Source organism: uncultured Sulfuricurvum sp. (assembly GCF_937936435.1).
Taxonomy (GTDB): domain Bacteria; phylum Campylobacterota; class Campylobacteria; order Campylobacterales; family Sulfurimonadaceae; genus Sulfuricurvum.
Genome location: NZ_CALDDG010000129.1, coordinates 1 through 16,600, shown reverse-complemented (window position 1 = coordinate 16,600; position 16,600 = coordinate 1). Strand labels below are relative to the sequence as shown.

Annotated in this window: 13 protein-coding genes; 5 read left to right on the top strand and 8 right to left on the bottom strand. The window is 47.6% G+C overall.

What is annotated here, in order from left to right; translation table 11 throughout:
* On the bottom strand, nucleotides 1-1,225 hold a 1,225-nt coding region (locus Q0389_RS12180), incomplete at its 3' end, for a glutamate-5-semialdehyde dehydrogenase (RefSeq protein WP_298694514.1).
* Nucleotides 1,226-1,397: 172 nt separating this feature from the next.
* Between Q0389_RS12180 and fliG the strand changes: the two genes are divergently transcribed.
* Nucleotides 1,398-2,423 carry a flagellar motor switch protein FliG gene (gene fliG / locus Q0389_RS12175; protein ID WP_298694516.1) on the top strand — a complete coding sequence of 342 codons (1,026 nt, stop codon included), beginning with the start codon at nucleotides 1,398-1,400 and terminating at the stop codon, nucleotides 2,421-2,423.
* A 34-nt stretch (nucleotides 2,424-2,457) separates the two neighbouring features.
* Here fliG and dnaK read toward each other — a convergent pair whose 3' ends face one another.
* On the bottom strand, nucleotides 2,458-4,335 hold the full coding sequence (dnaK, locus tag Q0389_RS12170; RefSeq protein ID WP_298694512.1) for a molecular chaperone DnaK: 1,878 nt from the start codon (nucleotides 4,333-4,335) through the stop codon (nucleotides 2,458-2,460).
* 102 nt (nucleotides 4,336-4,437) lie between these two features.
* The gene (grpE, locus tag Q0389_RS12165) at nucleotides 4,438-4,977 is read right to left on the bottom strand and encodes a nucleotide exchange factor GrpE (protein WP_298694510.1); all 540 of its coding nucleotides are present in this window, start codon (nucleotides 4,975-4,977) and stop codon (nucleotides 4,438-4,440) included.
* Between the two features lie 168 nt (nucleotides 4,978-5,145).
* Here grpE and Q0389_RS12160 point away from each other — a divergent pair, with 168 nt between their 5' ends.
* The 4 genes from Q0389_RS12160 to Q0389_RS12145 are packed head-to-tail and all read left to right on the top strand — an operon-like array spanning nucleotide 5,146 to nucleotide 10,794.
* A complete protein-coding gene (locus tag Q0389_RS12160) occupies nucleotides 5,146-6,546 on the top strand; it encodes a DASS family sodium-coupled anion symporter (RefSeq protein ID WP_298694508.1) in 1,401 nt (466 codons plus the stop codon).
* Nucleotides 6,543-7,793: a hypothetical protein gene (locus Q0389_RS12155; protein ID WP_298694507.1), complete on the top strand. Its 1,251-nt coding sequence runs from the start codon at nucleotides 6,543-6,545 to the stop codon at nucleotides 7,791-7,793. The genes Q0389_RS12160 and Q0389_RS12155 overlap by 4 nt, the downstream gene beginning before the upstream one ends.
* A 47-nt stretch (nucleotides 7,794-7,840) precedes the next feature.
* Nucleotides 7,841-9,343: a SagB/ThcOx family dehydrogenase gene (locus tag Q0389_RS12150; protein WP_298694504.1), complete on the top strand. Its 1,503-nt coding sequence runs from the start codon at nucleotides 7,841-7,843 to the stop codon at nucleotides 9,341-9,343.
* Between the two features lie 50 nt (nucleotides 9,344-9,393).
* Complete coding sequence (locus tag Q0389_RS12145) at nucleotides 9,394-10,794, top strand: HAMP domain-containing sensor histidine kinase (RefSeq protein ID WP_298694501.1); 1,401 nt, start codon at nucleotides 9,394-9,396, stop codon at nucleotides 10,792-10,794.
* On the opposite strand, the gene Q0389_RS12140 is transcribed toward Q0389_RS12145, so the two are convergent.
* The 5 genes from Q0389_RS12140 to Q0389_RS12120 all read right to left on the bottom strand — a co-directional run bounded on the left by Q0389_RS12140 (nucleotide 10,766) and on the right by Q0389_RS12120 (nucleotide 16,531).
* Nucleotides 10,766-11,341, bottom strand: coding sequence for a phosphoribosyltransferase family protein (locus Q0389_RS12140; protein WP_298694500.1), 576 nt, complete (start codon nucleotides 11,339-11,341; stop codon nucleotides 10,766-10,768). The two genes, Q0389_RS12145 and Q0389_RS12140, sit on opposite strands and share 29 nt — an antisense overlap.
* Nucleotide 11,342: 1 nt before the next feature.
* Nucleotides 11,343-13,133: a translation elongation factor 4 gene (gene lepA, locus Q0389_RS12135; protein ID WP_298694499.1), complete on the bottom strand. Its 1,791-nt coding sequence runs from the start codon at nucleotides 13,131-13,133 to the stop codon at nucleotides 11,343-11,345.
* A gap of 87 nt (nucleotides 13,134-13,220) precedes the next feature.
* Nucleotides 13,221-14,150 (bottom strand): ribose-phosphate pyrophosphokinase, encoded by a 930-nt coding sequence (locus Q0389_RS12130; RefSeq protein WP_298694498.1) that lies wholly within the window; start codon nucleotides 14,148-14,150, stop codon nucleotides 13,221-13,223.
* A 64-nt stretch (nucleotides 14,151-14,214) separates the two neighbouring features.
* Nucleotides 14,215-15,402, bottom strand: a complete 1,188-nt coding sequence (gene argJ, locus Q0389_RS12125) for a bifunctional glutamate N-acetyltransferase/amino-acid acetyltransferase ArgJ (RefSeq protein ID WP_298694496.1) — start codon at nucleotides 15,400-15,402, stop codon at nucleotides 14,215-14,217.
* The gene (locus Q0389_RS12120) at nucleotides 15,395-16,531 is read right to left on the bottom strand and encodes a TrkA family potassium uptake protein (RefSeq protein WP_298694494.1); all 1,137 of its coding nucleotides are present in this window, start codon (nucleotides 16,529-16,531) and stop codon (nucleotides 15,395-15,397) included. The genes argJ and Q0389_RS12120 overlap by 8 nt, the downstream gene beginning before the upstream one ends.
* Between the last annotated feature and the right edge of the window lie 69 nt (nucleotides 16,532-16,600).

Below are 16,600 nucleotides of genomic sequence, written 5' to 3'. Positions count from 1 at the left end.
CTTGTCCTTTACCGTAAATTTTATATTTGTACGTCGTCAATCCCTCGACCCCCATCGGACCGCGGGCGTGCAGTTTGTTGGTACTGATTCCGACCTCCGCGCCGAATCCGAACTCTCCGCCGTCGGTAAAACGGGTCGATGCATTGACATATACCGCCGCTGCATCGATGGCGTTCATGAATCGTTCCGCCGCCGTAATATTTTCGGTAATGATCGACTCGGAGTGTCCGGAACCGAAACGGACGATATGACTGATCGCCCCCTCGATACCGTCAACGACCCGGATATTCAGAATGTTCGCCAAGTATTCGGTATCGAAATCTTCGTCCGTCGCTTCGGCAACTTCAATAATCTGTCGTGTTAAAGGACACCCTTTTAGTACGGTATTCTCTCTGTCGAAGACCTCTTTGAAAAGCGGCAATACCTCTTGTGCGATCGCATCGTCGATCAAAAGCGTCTCGATAGCGTTGCACGCCGAAGGGCGCTGTACTTTTGCATTGATCGCTATTTGGAGGGCATCTTCAATTTTGGCTTGGGCATGAACATACAGATGACACTGCCCTTTATCGTGCTTTACGACGGGAACGGTTGCGTTTTGACTGACGAACCGGATTAATGCCTCCCCGCCCCGCGGAACGATCAGATCGACGTAACGGTCCATTTTGATCAGTTTGGCTACCCCCTCGCGCGACGCGTCAGGCAATAATGCGACCAACTCTTTCGGAAGGGCGTTACGGATCAAAACCTGCTGTAAAATATCCGCAATGATTTTGTTCGAGGACTCCGCCTCTTTCCCCCCCTTTAGAACACAGCCGTTGGAACTTTTAAAACACAACGCCGCCGTATCGGAGGTGACGTTCGGGCGGGATTCGTAAATGATCCCTATCACCCCGATAGGGATGCTCACTTTTTCGATTTTCAATCCCGTTTCGGTGACCCATCCTTCTAAAACACGGCCGATCGGATCTTTGAGTGCGGCGATCTCTTCGATCGCGACTGCCATTGCTTCGATCCGTTTTTCATTCAGCAAGAGTCGATCTTTGAGTGAAGAAGAGAGATTTTCTTCTTCGGCATGACGCATATCGATAGCATTGGCTTCGATAATATTCATCGTATTGGCACGCAAGGCTTCCGCCATTTCCCGTAAAATACGGTTGCGTTCGCTTCCGCTTAGAGTCGCTAAAGTACGGCTTGCGGATTTGGCTTTTTCTAAAAAATGTTCCATAATAAAATCCTTTGCTTTGCAAAAATTATATCGAAGATACCCTAACAGCAATCCTACACGTATTAAATAGTCATCTTGTTTTGTAATAAGGCTAAAGGCAAACCATCTCTCTGCTATACTTGCGGTACTAATGAGTCTGCTCCTTATGACTCATACGAGCGGAGCAGAACGTATGAATCTAGATGCGACACAGCAGGCTGTTTTTGACGAAATGGGAATGACGGAAAAAATCGCCATATTGCTCATGCAGTTGGGTGAAGATACCACTGCCGCCATTTTTTCTCGCATGAATATCGAATCCATTACCCAGATTTCCAAATACATCGCCAACAGCCGTTCGGTCGAAAAAAATATCGCCGCAGCCATTTTGGAAGAGTTTTACACCATTGTCCAATCAAACCAATATATCAACAGCGGCGGTATGGAATACGCCCGTGAACTGCTCTACAAAGCATTGGGAGCGGATGAAGCCAAAAAGGTGATGGATCGTCTCTCCAAATCGATCCACAACAGCCAAAACTTCGCTTATCTCACGAAAATCAAACCCCAGCAGCTGGCCGATTTTATAATAAACGAACATCCTCAGACCGTCGCGCTGATTTTGGCGCACATGGAACCCTCAGCGGCGGCGGAGACGCTTTATATTTTCCCGGACGAATTACGCGCCGAAATAGCGATCCGAATGGCAAAACTCGGAGATATTTCTCCGGCAATCGTCAAACGTGTCAGTGCCGTGCTTGAATCCAAACTCGAATATCTCGCGAGCTATAAAGTCGAAGTCGGAGGACCGCGAGCGGTGGCCGATATCTTCAATCGTCTGGGAACAAAAACCGCGAAAACCACCCTCACACAAATCGAACAGCTGGATCAAGAGCTCTCCGTTTCGATTAAAGAGATGATGTTCACGTTCGAAGACATTGTCGATTTAGACGGCAACGCTATCCGAGAGATTCTCAAATCGGTCGATAAAAATGATCTTATGCTGGCACTCAAAAGCGCTGCGGAAGAGCTGAAAGAAAAGTTTTACGCCAATATGTCCCAACGGGCCAAAGATGCTTTTATCGAAGAGATGCAGTTTTTAGGTGCGGTCAAAGTCAAAGATATCGACGGGGCTCAACGCAAAATCGTCGATGCCGTTCAAGTACTGGCCGAACAGGGAGTATTACAGTTGGGTGAATCGGAAGAGATGGTGGAATAACTCCCCCACAATGGGGGAAAAGAAGAAAAAGAGCTTATTCGATTTCAGCGTCGATGACGTCGTCATCTTTTTTCGCGTTGCCTGAAGCGGCTTGTCCGCCTTCGTTTTGTTTGTACATTTGCTCTGCCATTTTGTGGCTCGCGTCTGCCAATTTTTTGGTAGCCGCTTCGATCTCTTCTTTAGAAGCATCGGTGTTTTTGAGTACCGTTTTAAGCTCTTCAAGAGCCGCTTCGATAGAGGCTTTTTCGCTTGCGTCGATTTTGTCTTCCATCTCTTTGAGAGATTTTTCGGTTTGACTCGCAAGAGCGTCCGCTTGGTTGCGAAGATCTACGATCTCTTTGCGTTTTGCATCTTCGGCTTTATGGTTCTCAGCATCTTGAACCATTTTGTTGATCTCTTCTTCAGAGAGTCCTGAACTTCCTGAGATCGTGATCGATTGCGATTTACCTGTTCCTTTGTCGGTCGAGCTGACAGTTAGGATACCGTTCGCATCAATATCGAAGGTTACCTCGATTTGAGGTACGCCGCGCGGTGCCGCAGGGATACCTGTAAGCTCGAACAGACCAAGCGATTTGTTATCACGGGCGAACTCACGCTCACCTTGGACGACGCTGATGCTAACCGCCGGTTGGTTATCTTCCGCAGTTGAGAACACTTGCGATTTTTTAACCGGGATTGTAGTCCCTTTTTCGATAATTTTTGTCGCTACGCCGCCGAGCGTTTCGATCCCGAGTGACAACGGCGTAACGTCAAGAAGAAGAACGTCTTTAACGTCTCCGCGAAGAACCCCACCTTGGATCGCCGCACCGGCTGCTACGACCTCATCCGGATTTACCCCTTTGTTAAGAGTTTTTCCGCCGAACTCATCCGAAACCATTTTTTGTGCGATCGGAAGACGTGTCGAACCCCCGACCATGATGATTTCGTTGATCTCGTTTTTGCTAAGACCCGCATCTTTCATCGCCGTTTTAATGTGGCTGATCGTCTCTTTTACAAGCGTATCGATCATCCCTTCGAATTTTGCACGGGTCAATTTAACGACCAAGTGTTTAGGACCTGTCGCGTCTGCGGTAATAAACGGAAGGTTGATCTCTGTTTCTTCGGCTGAAGAGAGCTCTTTTTTCGCATTTTCAGCCGCGTCTTTGAGACGTTGAAGCGCCATTTTGTCCGCTTTGAGATCGATACCGTGATCGGATTTGAACTCGCTTGCGAGGAAATCAACGATTTTGTTATCGAAGTCATCCCCACCGAGGAACGCATTCCCGTCGGTTGAAAGAACCTCAAAAGTACCTTCAGAGATTTCAAGAACCGTAACGTCGAACGTTCCGCCCCCTAGATCGTAAACAAGAACTTTTTCATCCCCTTTTGAATCCAACCCGTAAGCAAGAGCAGACGCCGTCGGCTCATTGATGATACGAAGAACGTTCAACCCGGCGATGGTTCCCGCCTCTTTGGTCGCTTTACGTTGAGCGTCATTGAAATACGCAGGAACGGTAATAACCGCGTCGCTTACCGGTTGTCCGAGGTAGCTCTCCGCATCCGCTTTCAATTTAGATAGGATTTTTGCTGAGATTTCCTGAGGCGTGTACACTTTACCCGCTACGTCAACCGCAGCCATACCGTTTTTATCCACGATTTTGTAGGTAACTTTATCGTGTGCTTCTTTTGCTTTTTCCTCGTTCATCATGAGACCCATGATACGTTTGACCGAGTAGATCGTTTTATCCGGGTTGGTAATCGCCTGACGTTTTGCAGGATCACCGACAAGAATTTCACCTTTATCCGTAAACGCCACAACCGAAGGAGTAGTATTTTTCCCCTCTTTGTTCGGGATTACTTTCGCTTCGCCGCCTTCATAGACAGCCACACATGAGTTTGTTGTTCCAAGGTCGATACCAATAACTTTTGACATAATAATTCCTTTATTTTTATTTTTTTAAACGCTCTAGGAGCAAAGCCCCTAAAGCTACGTTAACACCGGATTCCACCTCGGCGGTAAAATCCCAAATGCACTTTAATTGGCGATAACCACCATTGCATCTCTTAGAGTGCGCTCTTTATAGCGATACCCTTTTTGGAAGGTGTTCACTATGGCACCGCTCTCATGATCCGGGCTGTCCACACGCTGTACCGCATTATGGATATTCGGATCGAACGGCTCGGATTCATCTACCGGAGTTACTCCATGCTTTTCAAGCACACCGAGAAGCTGTTTCATCGTAAGTTCAACGCCCTCTTTGAGTTTTTCCAGAAGCACCGCCGGTTCCGCTTCGATCTCTGCCGCATTGATCGCCATTCCAAGCGAATCGACGACAGGGATCAGGTCTTTGGCGAATTTTTCGTTCGCGTATTCGAGCGCTTGGTATTTCTCACGCTCAAGACGTTTTTTAATATTATCGAAATCAGCATGTACTCTAGCGTATTTGTCTTTGAAAGAGGCTAATTCAGCCTGTATAATTTCTAATTCATTCATACTTTCATCGACAATCGTTTCGCTCTCTTGCGAGGCAACTTGTTCTTCGCCGATTGTTTCTTCGTTTACTTCATTTGACATAAGATTATACGACTCCTTTTTTGAAATCCAGTGTTATTATAATGCATTGAGTCAACTCTTGTCAAGAGGTGTATGAATATTTTTACTTAAAATAGTTTAGTCTATATATATCAACTATGTAAAACCGGTATGAAATGCTATAATAAGAAGAAAATAGAGGGAGGGTCTATGAATCGTAAGCGTATAATCTCATCAGCACTGCTCATCACCTTCGCTCTTGTTTTATGGTTTCTCCCTCCGCCGTTAGAGATTAGTCTTTCTACGTGGCATCTGTTTACCATTTTTATCACGACGATCGGAGTGATACTCTTTGATCTCTTACCGATCATCGCCGCTTCCGTCATCGCATTGGCTATCAGCGTTTTATCCGGAGTAATCGAACCGGCAAAAGCCTATGCCGGATTTTCAGAAAGCTTTATCCTTCTGATCGTTGCCGCATTTTTAGTCTCTCACGCCGTCCATAAATCGGGACTGGGAAAGCGGCTCTCGCTTCATATCATCCGCCGCTTCGGACATTCGACATTGGGACTCGGCTACAGCGTCGTTGCCACCGATATTTTGATTGCCCCCGCATTTCCGAGCAATACCGCCCGCTCCGGCGTCCTCTATCCTATCGTGTACGGACTGGCGCATGATTGCGGCTCCAAAGTCGGCGATAATACCCATAAAAAGGCGGGAAGCTATTTGATGATGACGTCGATGGCGGGCTTAACGGTCTCTTCAAGCTTATGGCTCACCGCCATGGCCGTCAACCCCGTCGGAGTAGAAATCGCATCGAAGATGGGGATTCACATCACTTTCGGATTATGGCTGCTTTATGCACTAATACCGACACTGGCAGCCTTTTTTCTAATCCCGTGGTTTTTATACCGTATTTATCCTCCCGAACTTAAAGATACGCCAGAAGCACCCGAGAAGGCACGCGAAGCGTTGTCTGTTATGGGCCCGATCAGCCGAAACGAATGGATTACGGGGAGCGTTTTTCTCGGAATGCTTCTACTGTGGTCTTTATCGGGAATCTTTCCGATCGATAAAGCCGCCGTCGCTTTCGGCGGACTGGGAATATTGATGGCGACGCGTGTTTTCGGGATCGACGATTTCCGCAGTCAGGGCGAAGCGCTCAGCACTCTCATCTGGTTCGCGATCCTTTTTGCCCTCAGCACCCAATTGGCCGAACAGGGCTTTATGAGTGCGGTTGCGAAACATTTTACCCTCTATCTGGACGGCTTTTCGTGGATCGGAGTCTATATTTTGCTGATTATCGTATACGTATTGATCCATTATCTTTTTGTCTCCCAAAGCGCTCATTTACTGGCGCTATACGGCATTTTTCTCTCCGTCGGGATCAGTGCGGGTGTTCCGGGAGTACTTATGGCGATGATGCTCCTGTTCGCTACGAATTTCAATGCGACCGTTACCCCCCAGGGGTCATCGTGCAATGCTATCTATCTGAGTTCGGGATATATTAACGCGCGTGATATCTATCTCTATGGAGGGGCTGTTACATTTATGAATCTAATCGTTTATCTGATGATCGGCACACCGTGGATATTGGCGGTAAGCCGATGATGAAACGTCTGGGATCACTTCACCGAACACTTCTGGGAAAAATTCTGCTGATTCCGCTTGCTTTTCTCATCACACTTTATATCCTCCTCTTTACTCCTCTTGGAAACCGTTTTATAGCCCCTTTAAGCGAAAAAGTACTCTCATCGGTGATGTCAACACCGATTTCTCTACACGAATTTGTCCTCACACATAATCGTTTTCATTTCATTCTCCAAGACGACAAAGCCAATACGCTGAGCATGCAAGGGGGATTTTCTCTCTTAACACTGCGGCTTTACGCACACTATCGGTTCGAGTGTTTTCATGAGGGGGGGATCAATCCTCTCTCGGCCCCATTCAAAACCGACGGAGCGATGAGCGGAGGAATCAGCGCATTCGATATCCACGGAAATGCCGATATATTCGACGGCAATCTCCTCTATCAAACACAGCTGCACCGGTTTAAACCCGGTAACATCTATGTAAAACTCAATAACATCCGCTACCGGTCGATGCTTCAAATGCTCGACTACCCTTCAAACACCGATACCCGTCTTTTTGGAGAAATCGATCTGCGAGGATTGGACATCAGGGATGTACGGGGGTCTCTGCGGCTCAATACCACAACCCGCAAATTCGTATCGACTCCGATAGCCGAAGACGACAATAGCTCATTTGATCTAAAAGATCTTCTCGCCGATGAAAACGGAAAAATCCGCCCCTTTACTATCCGTATGTCACTCGAAGCATCCATGGATAATATAGGGATTTTGGAACAATTTGTCGGTATCCATCTGGGAAATTCAGCCGATATCAACGGTACTTTGGAAGGCGATGAAACTCGACTGCATCTGCATCTGCACTCTTCTGCGGCAAAAAGCGATACGGTATTCAAACTCACGTTATCGGATCTGGAACCCGATCATCTCTCGTTAGATGTCCGCCACGCCGATGTTTCCGAGCTCTTTTCGCTCTTCGCCCTCCCCGCGCCGCTCAAAGGCATCGCGGATGTTTCAGGAGATTTCAATGCTAGCAAAGGGGACATTTTTCTAGCCATACAAAAAGGCTCTACACTCCCTGACGTTCTCAAAAAAGAGTATCAGATTACCCAGCCTCCGATCCGTTTCAGCGCAGATATCAGCGCAGTCTTGACGCCGGAGGGGGTTCATTACAAAGGATCTCTCACCTCTGATCTGCAGCGACTGAAAATCGATTCCACGACAACACACGATCAAATGCTTCGAGATCTATTAAAGAGCCTGCACTGATCTGAAAACAAAGGGGAGATTTAACGGTTTTAGCCGACAATCTCTCCATGAAAAATATACCTGCCGTCCTCGAATATCACGATCGAACCAAACATCGTCCCTCCCGCTATGCCGCCAGTCTGGGATATATGGATTGGGCAACGCAGCCCGATCCCTTCCGTCGTTATGAGAATGCGCCGCTAATAGCGCTGAAATTTAACGATAACACACCGCCCTATCATCTGCTATTTGAACCAAATCTCCTCCCTGAAGCTCCTTTGTGCATCGAATCGCTCTCTCAACTGCTGCGCTATTCGCTCGGGCTTGCCGCGATCAAAAGCCACGGCGGATCGGAATGGGTACTTCGATGCAATGCCAGCAGCGGAAATCTCCATCCGACCGAGTGCTATCTCATTCTTCCCCCTATCGCAGGACTCAACGAAAGCACCTCGCTTACCCATTATGCCCCGAAAGAACATGCTCTCGAACTCCTTTACCGTTATCACGAATCCATCGGGGAAGATACCTTTCTCATTGCCCTGAGTTCAATCATCTGGCGGGAAGCATGGAAGTACGGAGAACGGTGTTGGCGCTATTGTCAGCTCGATGCGGGACATGCTGCCGCATCGATACGGATTTCGGCTGCTATGCTGGGATGGGAATGCACCCTTATTGCGGCGGATAGCTCCGAAATCTCCGCTCTATGCGGTCTGGATCAATGTGCACGTTATGATGTTCACGAGCGTGAGAGCCCCGATTTGCTCTTTCAAATTCGTCGCGGAACCCTTAATAAACCGTCTCTTCCTTTCTTAATCGAATCTCCGGCAAACAGACTCAGCCATTCCCACCACCACTGGCCGATTCTGGAGACGATCGATGCGGCGACACAGGGAAGTTATCCCTCACCGATCCGTTTGAAACAGAAGCGGCGCACTCCGCCACCTTCCAAAAGTTCCGGCGAAATCGTCTTAAAACGCCGCAGTGCGCAAATGATGGACGGTTCAAGCATCACTATGGAGCAGTTTCGGCAGATGCTCGATGCCTCTTTGTATTGCCAAGATACGGCGGACGTCCATTTTGTCCTCTTCGTTCATCGCATCGAGGGGTTGGAAAAAGGTCTGTATATCTATATCCGCGATCCCGATGAACTCCAATCTCTCCAAAATGCGATGGATCCTGCCTTCGAATGGTTTGACTGTACCGAGGGGCTTTATCGGTTGCAAAAAGGGGATTATCGAGGTGCCGCCCAAATGATCTCCTGTAATCAGGAGATAGCCAAAGACGGTGCCTTCAGTTTCGGTATGCTTTGCCGCTTTTTCGAATCGCTCGAACGCGACGGTGCTATCGGGTATAAAAATCTTTATCACCAATGCGGCATGATCGGACAAATCCTCTACCTCGAAGCGACCTCGTTGGGATTATCGGCAACCGGGATCGGATGTTTTCTAGACGATGAATTTCATGCTCTACTGGGGCTTCAGGACCAGCGCTATCAATCTCTCTACCATTTTACGATCGGCAGAGCCGTTATCGATATGCGGATAGCGACGTATCAGCCTTATACGCATTAAAGGAGAAGGCGCTTATAATTGATTCCACCCCAAACAGAACGGATAATGACGTGGACAATGAAATCTTTTCGAAAGAGGTAGACGCCCTTTACCGTGCTCTTCCAGTACCGTTGATCGCTATTTTTTTCAATACCCTTATCATCGCCTATATCTTGGCAGATCATGTATCGTATGGTTCACTGACTTTCTGGATCGCCGCTAATATGGTGTTGATCTTCGCACGTCTCGCCGCCTATTTTTATTTTCGCTCATCCATCACTCCCGATTCCACCTATCATCCTTACGTTGCCTATATGGCAGGAGTCATTGCTTCCGGGTTACTGTGGGGTTCAAGTGCCTATTTTCTCCTCCCCGATTCTTCGGATCATACTATGATGCTGATCATAATTATCGGGGGGATGGTCGCCGGCGCCGTAGGATCGAATTCATACCGACCCGAAAGCTATCTGTTTTATAATTTGCTGGTCACTTCCCCCTATGCACTTCATTTCATCCTCCAGCGAACCGATACCTCCTGGATGATCGGGATAACTTTGCTCTTATTTTCGGTTATGATGATTATCTCCAGCAAAAGGTTCCATGCCAACTTTTCCGAAGTCGTCCTCTTACAGCTGCAACAGCAAGAACTGCTCAAACACCTGGAAGAAGAAAAACTCTACGCAGATCATCTCAACGACAATCTACTGCAAGAGATCATTCAAAAAGAGCAATATCAAGACGATTTACTTAATGCCCTAGATGAAGCGCGCCAAGCCGCCGTCGCAAAAGATGCTTTTTTCGCAACGATGAGCCATGAACTTCGCACTCCGCTGAATGCGATCATCGGATTTTCTCAATTACTTATTCGCCGTCCCGATATCTCTAAAGAAGTATCGTCCTACACCGAAAAAATTCTTTTTGCCGGACGCCATCTGCTGGATCTTGTTAATACTATTCTAGATTTTTCAAAAATGAAAGCGGGAAAAATGGAACTCTCGGTAAGTCAGTTTACACTCTTTGAACTGTTCAAAGAGGTCTCCGCTATCATTGAGCCTTTAGGGCATAAACGCTCATTACGGATCGTATATCCTTCGGTAAAGGACGAAATACTCACTGCCGATCGGAAGATGATCCAACAGGTTTTCATCAATCTTCTAAGCAATGCGGTTAAATTCTCTCCTGAAGGTGAATCCGTTACGATCACCTATACGAACGACGGTCATCACCAATTTTCAGTTTGCGATCACGGATACGGTATTGCACCGGAAAATCTTGACGCTATTTTCGATCCTTTTACTCAGGGTGAACCTTCGCCTGAAGCGATCAAGGGGACGGGACTAGGGCTGGCTATCGTCAAAGAGATGGTTCATGCCCACGGAGGAACGATTTGGGTTGAGAGCGAAATAGGAAAAGGGAGCTGTTTTTACGTCACCCTTCCGAACATTATCGATTCTCCGCATCGCTCAGAGTAAGACAGAGGATCACTTTTTTTCCCTGCGTATGGAGAACTTCGGCCGCTTCAGAGAGCGTTGTTCCCGTCGTGACGATATCGTCCACTAAAATCACCTCTTTTTCCGAAAAGGGGATATACATAAATTGACGGGGATTCATCAGCCTCTCTTCGACACTTTTCCCCGCATATTTATAGTGCTGCGATGCGCGAAGTTTACCGTACTGCGGGATAATAGTATCCGATTTCAATGCACGGTTCAAAACCGCTGTATGCGAGTAGCCGCTCTCTGAACGATCATCTATCCCGACGGAGGCGACGGTGTTTTCATACTGCCATTCACGGGCAAAGGCACCGAGCGAACGCTTTGCCAATATCGTGTAGATGTAGTATCCCAAATCGGTATGTTTGGTAAGCAGCAGAGGTTCGATTTCATTATAGGGATAAAAAGAATAGACGGGAATCGAACCCAGGATTTTTCGTTTATGGAGGGTCGGAGTGAGGAGAGATTCTTGACAATGGGAGCAGATATGCGAGAGGCTGAAGCGCTCACACATCATGCAGCGCATGTTAATCCATTTTTAGAACGGACATGAACGCCTCTTGGGGGAGCTGAACCTTTCCGATCGCTTTCATCCGTTTTTTCCCCTCTTTTTGTTTGTCGAGGAGTTTGCGTTTACGGGATATATCCCCGCCGTAACATTTTGCGGTAACGTTTTTACCCATCGATTTGACCGTTTCGCGGGCGATAACACGGTTTCCGATAGAGGCTTGAATCGCCACTTCGAACAGTTGGCGAGGAACGATCTCTTTCATATTGGTAACAAGAGCCCTTCCGCGGGATTCTGCACTGCTGCGAGGGACGATGACGCTCAGAGCATCGACGACATCTCCCGCCACACGGACATCGAGTTTAACGAGATCGCCCTGACGGAATTCGATCGGATCGTAATCGAAACTCGCATACCCTTTGGACGTTGATTTGAGTTTATCATAGAAATCGACGACGATCTCGTTCATCGGCATCACATAGATGAGCATGACCCGCGTCTCGTTGAGATATTCCATCTTCTCCTGCATCCCGCGCTTCGCGGTCAATAGCGTGATGATATTCCCCAAATAGTCGGTCGGGACGATAACCGTTGCACGAACGTACGGTTCTTCGATCCGTTCGATATTCTGCGGCTCAGGGAGTTCGCTCGGATTTTGGACTTCCACCATCGACCCGTCGGTCTTATAGACTTTATAGACAACCGACGGAGCGGTCGCAATCAGATCGAGATTAAATTCACGCTCTAACCGCTCTTTGACAACCTCCATATGGAGCATCCCCAAAAATCCGACACGGAAACCGAACCCCAAAGCGATAGAGGTTTCCGGCTCATAGCTCAGACTGCTGTCGTTGAGTTTGAGCTTATCGAGCGCATCGCGCACCGATTCGAACTCGTCGGTATCGATCGGATAAATCCCCGCGAATACGAACGGTTTTGCCGGAGCGTATTCACCTACCGGTTCTTTGGCCGGATTACGCGCATCGGTGATCGTATCGCCGACACGGATAGATCCCACCTCTTTGACACCCAAGATCACGATTCCGATCTCTCCGGCTTTAATCGTTTGCGTTTTCTGACGGCGAAGCGGATGAGGATACAGCAGCTCAAGAACCTGATGGTTTTCATTGTTGTGCATCAATTTGACCATCTGCCCTGTCTTGATTTCGCCGTCGAACACACGTACGAGTGCCATTGCCCCTTGATAAGAATCAAACCACGAATCGTAGATAATCGCTTTGGTCGTCGCTTCAGGATCACCTACAGGTGCAGGGATACGATCGACGATTGCATCGATCAGTTCACGAATCCCTACTCCGGTTTTTGCCGAGATCATTACTGCATCAGTGGCATCGATCCCGATCGTCGTTTCGATCTCTTCGGCGACCCGCTCAGGTTCTGCGGCAGGAAGATCGATTTTGTTGATGACGGGGATAAGGGTCAGATCGTTTTCCATCGCCATATAGACATTGGCGATCGTTTGCGCTTCGACCCCTTGCGCCGCATCAACGATCAATAATGCCCCGTCACTGGACGCAAGGGACTTAGAGACTTCGTAGCTGAAATCGACGTGGCCCGGAGTGTCAATCAGGTTAAGAATATAGTGTTTGCCGTCTTTGACGTAATCGAGCCGTACACTCTGCGCTTTAATCGTAATCCCGCGCTCTTGTTCGATATCCATCGTATCCATCATCTGTTTCGTGAGTTCACGATCGCTTACCGCACCGCACTCTTGGATGATACGATCGGCTAAGGTACTCTTGCCGTGGTCGATATGGGCTATGATTGAAAAATTACGAATATTATCCATTAGGTTCTATTGCTCATTATATTTTAATTGACGGAATTATAGCAGAACACTGCTTAGGAGGGTTGGGACGCAACGTCCCAAGAAGAATTAGCTAAACAGTGAATTAACGCTCTCATTGTGATAAACACGGCGGATAACTTCGGCAAACAGCGGAGCAACGCTCAATACTTTTATCTTATCGCTTTGTCCGCCAAGGACGAGAGTATTGGAAATCACCAATTCGTCCAACTCGCCGCTGTTGATATTGTCGTAAGCTTTACCGCTTAGAACACCGTGAGTCGCACACGCCATCACCGACGTTGCACCCCGTTTTTTCAGTGCGGCGGCGGCTTTCACCATCGTTCCGGCCGTATCGACCATATCGTCGATCATAATGACGTCTTTACCCGTCACGTCTCCGATGATGTTCATCACTTCGCTCTCATTGGCTTTTTCACGCCGTTTATCGACGATTACCATCTCCAATCCCAGTTTTTCGGCGAAATAACGAGCCCGTGCAACCCCTCCGATATCCGGGGATGCGATAATCGGATTTGGAAGCTTTTTCGACGTGATATACTCTTGGAAAATGATTGCACCGTAGAGGTTATCGACGGGGATATTGAAAAACCCTTGAATCTGTCCGGCATGTAGATCGATCGTCACAACGCGGGCGATCCCCGCCGTTTCAAACATATCTGCTACCAATTTTGCAGTGATCGGTACGCGTGGAGCCGCTTTTCGGTCTTGTCGCGCATACCCGAAATACGGAACTACCGCCGTAATCGAACTGGCGGATGAGCGGCGGAGCGCATCGGTCATAATCAGTAATTCCATCAAATTGTCATTTGACGGCGCCCCCGTAGACTGAATGATAAAGACATCGCGACCGCGAACGCTTTCTGAAATCTGAACATTGATTTCTCCGTCACTGAAACGTTTGACTGACGCTTTAGAGAGGGGGACATCGAGCGTTTTGCACACTTCCGCCGCAAAGTCGGTACATGCTGAACCGCTGAAAATTTTATATCCGCGCATGGGTCTTCCTGTTGAGCATAAATTATCGCGATTATAGCAACCGCTCACTTAGTAGATGCTAATACTACGTGCGATAATCCGCATTAATTTTGACATATTCGTGCCCAAGATCGCATCCGTATGCGGTAAACTCACCGTCTTGAAGACCGATATCGCAATGGATCGTAAAGGCCGATTTTTGCATTACTGCCGCGGCAAGCGGTTCGAGTTTTTCATCAAACAGCAAAGTCCCTTTTTTATAAACGCATACATCGTCAAACCAAATGCTCAAAAATGCTTCGTCGCACATGATACCGCTGGCTCCGACCGTCGAAGCGATCCGTCCCCAGTTAGGGTCTTGCCCGAACAAAGCCGTTTTGACCAAAAGGGAGTTACTGAGCGCTTTTGCGGCGATCTCCGCTTCTTTCGCATTAACGGCTCCCGTCACTTTGTAGGTGACCAGCTTTGTCGCCCCTTCTCCGTCGCGCACCATCTCTTTGGCCAAAAAGAGCATAATGTTCTCTAATACCTCTTTAAAGGCTTTCGGATGGAATGCTCCGCTCTTACCGTTTGCCATGACTAAAACGGTATCGTTGGTCGATGTATCGCCGTCGACGCTGGCGGCGTTAAACGTAGTATGAACACACTCGTCTAAAATATCCTGTATTGCCGCTTTTCCGACAGCCGCATCGGTCGTGATAAAACACAACATCGTCGCCATGGCAGGATTGATCATCCCCGCACCTTTTGCCATTGCACCGATCCGAAACGATTTCCCGTCGTCCAGCTGAACCTCAAAAGCGATCCGTTTGGCAAACGTATCGGTCGTCATAATCGCTTCGGAAGCGGCAACACCGTCACGTTTTCCCAAATCGATTTGCTTGGCTCCTTCGATAATTTTCGCTTTAGGAAGCCGTACCCCGATCACCCCCGTCGAACTCATTACCGGATGAACAATAGAGGGGAACATAGAGCATACACTTTGCAATACTTCGTCGATATCGTCGATTCCGGCCTGCCCCGTCATCGCATTGGCATTTTTAGAATTGATAAGGACAAAATTGCCTTTAAACTCCCCTTTTGCACGAAAATGGCGAATCGGTGCCGCCGTCATTTTATTGGTGGTAAATACCGACGCGATCGTACACAGCGTATTCGAATAGACAAACGCCAAATCTTTGGCACCCTCTTTTTTCAGACCGATATGGATTCCGTCGGCAAAAAAACCTTCTGCCGCACATACTCCGCCCTCGACGGGGACAATCTTATACATATTTTAGTTCCTCCGGTTTTTCCTGTTTTTTGACCAACCCTTTGGTATATAATATCCCTTTTTGGGTTCCAATAACCAATAATTTCGATTCGCTCATAATCAATACGTCCCCTTTCGGCATCGGCATGAACTTACCGTCTTTTTTGGTAATTCCGATTATGGATACGTTGGCAATATCGCGCAAATGGGTCTCTTTGAGTTTTTTCAGTACCATCCAGCTTGTTTTCGGGACGTATACCTCTTCCATATCGAGCGGCGTATCGCTTTTATAGAGAAACTGCTCAAGCAGATTCTCCATATCCGGACGTGCCGCCATTGCCGTAATTCGCTGTGCGGTGAGTTTGCTCGGAGATACGACCGTGTCGGCTCCCAGTTTTTTGAGTTTACTGATATCTTCGACACTTTCCGATGCACTGATGATGTAATAGGCCGAAGGGATGTGGTGCTCTTTCTCAAAAAGGCGGACAGACGCGATCAAAGCGATATTATCGGCAATCGAATCCGATAAAGTAATGAGCCCCTTAGCCGAACTCAAATGTGCTTTGAGCATCGCCTCTTCGGTATGGGGCTTTGCTTTGATGTAATACGGATATTTATGTTCGACCGCAATCGCTTCGATATCCTCCCGCGGATCAATAACGATAAAGGGGATATGATTCTGGCGCAGCTGCTTCGTCACTTCAATCGCATACTCGTTATGGTAACAAATGACAAAATGTTTTTTGAGGCGGGCGATCCGATACAACATCTTTCGTTCCTTTAAAATGCGTTTGAGCTCACCTTTATTGATAACATCAATAATGACCCCCATCGCAAAGATAAATACCGTATATCCGAAAATAATCAGAGTAACGGTAAAAAGTTTCCCTAACGGTGAAAATTCCCCTTCACCCAACGAACCGAATCCGACGGTCGTAATCGTATATCCGGTCTGAAAAATCGCATTGATCAGCGAATGACCTTCAATTTGCATATAACCGATGGTACCGAATACCATACATAGCTGAATTAAAATAAGGGGAGTTCTAAAGGGGAGAAGCTGAGCGTATAGCTCAGCATTCAAAGTGATATCAGGCTTGGGAGAAGACTCCCATTTTAAGACTTTTCGTATCTTTTGGATAAGATTCAACGTGAACCCTTCAAGGGACGTTTACGAATCTTTTTTCAGAGTACGAAGCTCAGAAGCAGCGATTTTAAG

Bases quoted from the DNA above. Each gene is read 5' to 3' on its own strand.
- fliG (WP_298694516.1), top strand. From the start codon at position 1,398: ATGAATCTAGATGCGACACAGCAGGCTGTTTTTGACGAAATGGGAATG.
- dnaK (WP_298694512.1), bottom strand. From the start codon at position 4,335: ATGTCAAAAGTTATTGGTATCGACCTTGGAACAACAAACTCATGTGTG.
- grpE (WP_298694510.1), bottom strand. From the start codon at position 4,977: ATGTCAAATGAAGTAAACGAAGAAACAATCGGCGAAGAACAAGTTGCC.
- Q0389_RS12160 (WP_298694508.1), top strand. From the start codon at position 5,146: ATGAATCGTAAGCGTATAATCTCATCAGCACTGCTCATCACCTTCGCT.
- Q0389_RS12155 (WP_298694507.1), top strand. From the start codon at position 6,543: ATGATGAAACGTCTGGGATCACTTCACCGAACACTTCTGGGAAAAATT.
- Q0389_RS12150 (WP_298694504.1), top strand. From the start codon at position 7,841: ATGAAAAATATACCTGCCGTCCTCGAATATCACGATCGAACCAAACAT.
- Q0389_RS12140 (WP_298694500.1), bottom strand. From the start codon at position 11,341: ATGCGCTGCATGATGTGTGAGCGCTTCAGCCTCTCGCATATCTGCTCC.
- lepA (WP_298694499.1), bottom strand. From the start codon at position 13,133: ATGGATAATATTCGTAATTTTTCAATCATAGCCCATATCGACCACGGC.
- Q0389_RS12130 (WP_298694498.1), bottom strand. From the start codon at position 14,150: ATGCGCGGATATAAAATTTTCAGCGGTTCAGCATGTACCGACTTTGCG.
- argJ (WP_298694496.1), bottom strand. From the start codon at position 15,402: ATGTATAAGATTGTCCCCGTCGAGGGCGGAGTATGTGCGGCAGAAGGT.